This window comes from Streptomyces sp. (genome assembly GCF_036566765.1).
In the GTDB taxonomy this organism is placed as follows: domain Bacteria; phylum Actinomycetota; class Actinomycetes; order Streptomycetales; family Streptomycetaceae; genus Streptomyces.
On the sequence record NZ_DATCVQ010000028.1, the window covers coordinates 1 to 4,985 of the forward strand.

Annotated in this window: 5 protein-coding genes; 3 read left to right on the forward strand and 2 right to left on the reverse strand. The window is 72.5% G+C overall.

From position 1 onward, the window contains the following. Positions 1-1,680 (reverse strand): right-handed parallel beta-helix repeat-containing protein (locus VIU94_RS01365; RefSeq protein ID WP_331906597.1); only part of this gene is annotated, 1,680 nt, incomplete at its 3' end. 171 nt (positions 1,681-1,851) lie between these two features. Between VIU94_RS01365 and hmgA the strand changes: the two genes are divergently transcribed. Both hmgA and VIU94_RS01375 read left to right on the forward strand, forming a co-directional pair. Beyond that, positions 1,852-3,186, forward strand: a complete 1,335-nt coding sequence (gene hmgA / locus VIU94_RS01370; RefSeq protein ID WP_331906599.1) for a homogentisate 1,2-dioxygenase — start codon at positions 1,852-1,854, stop codon at positions 3,184-3,186. Positions 3,187-3,215: 29 nt separating this feature from the next. Beyond that, the gene (locus VIU94_RS01375; RefSeq protein WP_331906601.1) at positions 3,216-3,965 is read left to right on the forward strand and encodes a GntR family transcriptional regulator; all 750 of its coding nucleotides are present in this window, start codon (positions 3,216-3,218) and stop codon (positions 3,963-3,965) included. Positions 3,966-3,992: 27 nt separating this feature from the next. On the opposite strand, the gene VIU94_RS01380 is transcribed toward VIU94_RS01375, so the two are convergent. Next, positions 3,993-4,160, reverse strand: a complete 168-nt coding sequence (locus VIU94_RS01380; protein WP_331906603.1) for a hypothetical protein — start codon at positions 4,158-4,160, stop codon at positions 3,993-3,995. 192 nt (positions 4,161-4,352) lie between these two features. Between VIU94_RS01380 and VIU94_RS01385 the strand changes: the two genes are divergently transcribed. After that, positions 4,353-4,985, forward strand: a 633-nt coding sequence (locus VIU94_RS01385; protein WP_331906605.1) for a type ISP restriction/modification enzyme, incomplete at its 3' end; no start/stop codon positions are given.

Sequence of the window (4,985 nt, forward strand, 5' to 3'; positions counted from 1 at the left end):
GCCGCGCAGCCTGCGCCGCCACAGGGCGACGCCGACCAGGGCCAGGACGGCGGCGCAGCCCAGCGCCAGCTGGGTCTCGACGCGCTGGACGCCGCGGGCGCCGTACCAGTCGCAGCCGGCCGGCAGCCGGCGCGCCTGGACGTTGTAGTCGGCGCAGACCAGCAGGTGGGCGAGCTTGGCGGGCTCGCCGACGAGCCGGTCGGTGCTCCCCGACACCGCGCCGAGCCGCTTCCCGCACTCGGGCAGTGCGGCCGGCGTGGAGGCGGCGGCGTCGCCCTGCCAGCAGTTGCCGCCGCCCTGCCCGTCCCACCACACGTCGATGCGGTTGGGCCGGGAGGCGCCGGTCTTGTCGACGCCGAGCCGGTTGCCGGCGTACCGGTTGTGGTGGGAGGTGTCGGCCTGCTTGCCCCACGCGGACTCGCCGCGGATGAAGGCGGGCACGGCGCTCAGGAAGAAGGCCGCGTTCCGGTGCCCGTACACCCAGTTGTCCTCGTACCGGTTCCAGTTGCCGCCCGCGGTGATGATGCCGGTGCCGGGCGGCATGGAGATCTGCGGGCAGACGACGCCCTGTTCGTAGCCGCGCTCGACGGGCGGCTTGGCGCAGGTGCCGTCGGCGACGTACCGGTAGTAGTTCTCGTTGTTGTCGTGGATGAGGTTGCGCGCGAACCGGGCGTGGTTCTGCGGGAGTCCGGGGTGCCCGGGGAAGGCGGAGTCCATCGACGCGCCGCCCATGTTGTGGTCGAACTCGTTGTCGTGGACGTGGACGGAGTCCCCGGCGGTGCCCGAGTAGCCGACCATGTTGTGGTGGCTGCGGCAGCCGGTGATCTCGATGGAGTACCTGGGGACTTCGTACCCGCGGCCGTTGTTGATGTCGGAGGCGGAGCCGGGGTAGATGCCGGAGTCGCCGTTGCCGTACGACTCGCAGTTCTTGTAGAGCCCGTGGTCGGAGGCGAAGGTCAGGAAGCCGTACTCGTCGTTCCAGCGGGTGAGGACGTCGTCGATGACGAAGCCGTCGGCGGCGAGCACGTACAGCGAGTTGAACGTGGTGCGCTGGGCGGTGAAGTTGCGGAAGTAGACGCCGTCCGCGCGGTCCGCCCGGATGGCGTTGAGCTTCGTGTACTTGGCGTCGAGGACGACGTCGAGCCGTGACGCGCCCGTGCCCTCGATCTGGAGGTTCTTCTTGCCGAGGATCGCGACCAGGTTCTGGTTGTGCGGGCACTGCCGCTGCTGCTCGTAGCTGAGGATCTGGTAGCCGAGCGAGGACTTCGGCGCTTTGAGCGCGGCGCAGGCCCCGGTGGGCGGGGGCAGCGAGGGCTCCTCCTCGTACAGGCCGGGCAGCACGGCGATGGTCATGCCGGGCCGGTCGACGGCGTCGACGGCCTGCTGGAGGTGCCGGTGGCCGCTGCGCGCGCAGCGCTCGTACAGGGCGAGGTTGCGGGCCTTCAGCGGGGCCGGGAAGGCGGCGATCCGGCGTTCGAAGGCGGGCCGGTCGGTCTTGCAGACCAGCAGATCGGGCTCCCCGGTGCGCAGCGTGGGCACGCTGCCGGAGCCGTCGGGGAAGGTGACCGGCCGCTCCTCGTGGGCCTGGGCCGGGGGCGCGGCGGACAGCGAGAGGGCGAGGGCGGCGACGAGGGCCGCCGGGGCGACGAGGAGCCTGCGAATCCACGGAGGGCGCGACATGGCGTGAGAGTAGAGCAATGTTCATCTTTTGGAACCCCTCGTGCACGGGATTCGTCCAAGCCGCGCCCCACGCGCACAGCTCCACGCAATCGCCCCGTTGACGTGGGCGGCGCGGAATCCTACGGTCATACAGAGGAATGCAGGATTGCGTTATCCAGACCAGGAGCGGGCATGACAGGCACGGCCGGCACGACGCACACGGAGCAGGCACGCAAGACGGCGGAGGGGCTGGGGTACTCCCTCGGTTTCGGTAACGAGCACAGCTCCGAGGCCGTCCCGGGCGCGATTCCGGCGCGCGGCAACTCGCCGCAGCGGGCCCCGCTGGGCCTGTACGCGGAGCAGCTCAGCGGCAGCGCGTTCACCGAGCCCCGGGCGCACAACCGGCGCTCGTGGCTCTACCGGATCCGCCCCTCGGCGGCGCACCCGCCGTTCGCCCGGATCGACAACGGCGCGGTCCGCACCGCGCCCTTCACCGAGACGGTCCCCGACCCCAACCGGCTGCGCTGGAACCCGCTGCCGGAGCCGGCCCCCGGCACCGACTGGCTCGCGGGCCTGTGGACGCTCGGCGGCAACGGCGACGCGACGCAGCGCACCGGCATGGCGGTGCACCTGTACCACGCCAACGCCCCCATGGAGCGGGTGTTCAGCAGCGCCGACGGCGAGCTGCTGATCGTCCCCGAGCAGGGCGGCCTGCTGGTCCGCACCGAGCTGGGCCTGCTGTCCGCCGGCCCCGGCGAGGTCGTGCTGATCCCGCGCGGCGTCCGCTTCCGGGTGGAGCTGCTGGACGACACGGCGCGCGGCTACGTCTGCGAGAACTACGGGCAGCCGTTCCAGCTCCCCGACCTCGGCCCGATCGGCGCCAACGGACTCGCGCACGCCCGGCACTTCCGCGCGCCGCTCGCCGCCTACGAGGACGCCGAGGGCCCGGTCGAGGTGGTCAACAAGTACTGCGGCAACCTGTGGTCCGCGACGTACGACCACTCCCCGCTGGACGTCGTCGCCTGGTTCGGCAACCACACGCCGTACGTCTACGACCTGCGGCTCTTCAACGTCATCGGGACGATCTCGTACGACCACCCGGACCCGTCGATCTTCACGGTGCTCACCTCGCCGTCCGACACCCCCGGGCTCGCGGGCGTGGACTTCGTCGTGTTCGCGCCGCGCTGGCTGGTCGGCGAGGACACCTTCCGGCCGCCGTACTTCCACCGGAACGTGATGAGCGAGTACATGGGCCTGATCGAGGGCGCGTACGACGCCAAGGCCGAGGGCTTCGTGCCGGGCGGCGGCTCGCTGCACAACATGATGTCCGCACACGGACCCGACCGGGAGACCTTCGACAAGGCCAGCGCCGCCGAGCTGAAGCCGCAGAAGATCGACGACGGCCTGGCCTTCATGTTCGAGACCCGGTGGCCGGTGATCACCACCGGCCAGGCGGCAGAGGCCGACCATCTGCAGAGCGGCTACGACGGCGTATGGCAGGGTCTTGAGCGCCACTTCCGGCCGTAGTGTCTCGTAGTCGTCGTTCGGAGTAAGCCGTGACCGCCTTCGCCCCCGACTCGCTGGTCCTGAACCGCAAGCTCCCGCTCTGGTACCAGGTCTCGCAGTCGCTCCGCGCCTCGATACTCGGCCGCGCGCCCGACGCGTCGCTGCGGCTGCCGACCGAGGAGCAGCTCGCCGGCCACTACGGGGTGAGCGTGCTGACGATGCGGCAGGCCCTCAAGGAGCTGGAGGAGGAGGGCCTGATCAGCCGGCACCGGCGGCGCGGCACCTTCATCGAGCCGGGGGCGCGGCGCAGTGCGCCGCGTCGCCTGCTCGGCTCGATCGACGCGATCGTGGCCCAGCAGTCCGGCGAGCGCACGACGGTCCTCGGGTACGGCGCCGCCCCCGTGCCGGGCGAGCTCGCCGAGTACTTCCCGGACGTCACGGAAGTGGTCGCGTACCGCCGGCTGCGCCGCGACGGGGAGACCGGCGAGCCGACCAACTGGGCGGAGAACGCGGTCCGTCCGGACGTCGCGGCGGATCTCGACCCGGCCGACCTGGAGCGCTGGCCGATGACGAAGGTGCTGCGGGACGCGGTCGGGGTGCGGATCAGCCGCATCACGGACACGGTCGAGGCCCGGCTCGCCGACCCGGAGACGGCGGCCCTCCTGGAGGTGCCGCTGCTCTCGCCGATCCTCCACTACACGGGCGTGACGTACGACGAGGACGGCCGCGTCGTCGACGTGGCTCGCATCCGCTACCGCGGCGACCGTTTCTCCTTCACGGTCACGGTCGAGGCGCACTGAGGCGCCGCGCGCCGCCCAGAGACGGACTCAGCTCTCGCCGGACTCGCCGCTGCGCTCCCCCTCGGCCTGCGACGGGGTGGTCCGCGCGGTCTGCGGGTGGTGCACCTGCTCCTTCTGCTGGGCGTCCATGTCCTCTTCGAGCCGTTCGCCTTCGGCCTGCGAGGGAGTCGTGTAGTCGTACTGGCTGTACTTCATCGCCGACCTCCCGGGTCGGTAGATAACCCCACAAAAGGAGCGTAGTCCCTCTGTGGCCCGAAGGACCGGCTGGCTAGCATCTGCGACGTGACCCAGAGCCCGACCCAGAGCCCGAGCCCGACGCCGAGCCCGAGCCGGACGCCGAGCCCGAACCCGAGCGCCGCCGAGGAAGCGCCGCTCCTGGACGACCTCATGCCGTGGTCCGTGCCGCCGCTGCGGCTGGGCAGGTCCTGGATCGTGGCACCGGACGTCCGGACGCTACGGGCCCGCTGGGCCCGGCTGGTCACGGCGGAAGGCGACGAGCGGGCGGCGCTGTTCCGGCCGAGCCGGGCGCGGACCCCGTCGACCTCGGTGGCCGCGCTGCCCGGGCAGCGCACCGGCACGGTCCGCTTCACCCGGGAGACCGGCCGCTGCCCCGAGCCGGTGCGGATCGCCCACGGGCCGTTCGACGAGCAGTGGCTGCTGCCGGACCACCGGCTGATCGACATCGGACGCCCCGAGCTCTGGCGGGTCGCCGACGAGCGGCAGTTCTTCGCCGTCGAGCAGGGGTACGTGCCGGGCGCGGCCGGTCCCGCGCTGCTGGTCACCGCGGTGCTGCCGGACGGTCGCTCCCCCGCGGGCCGGCCGGGCCGGATCCGCCCGCTGTTCCGCCGCCCCGGCGGCACGGAGCCGAACGTCTCGCCGGGCCTGCTTGCGCACCTCGGCGAGCGGTACGGGCACGAGGTCACCGCGCCCGACCTGCTCGCCTGGGCCGTGGCGGCCGCCCGCCCCTCCCCCGCCGGCTGCCGGGTCCCGCTGCCCGCGGACCCGGACCGCTGGGCGGCC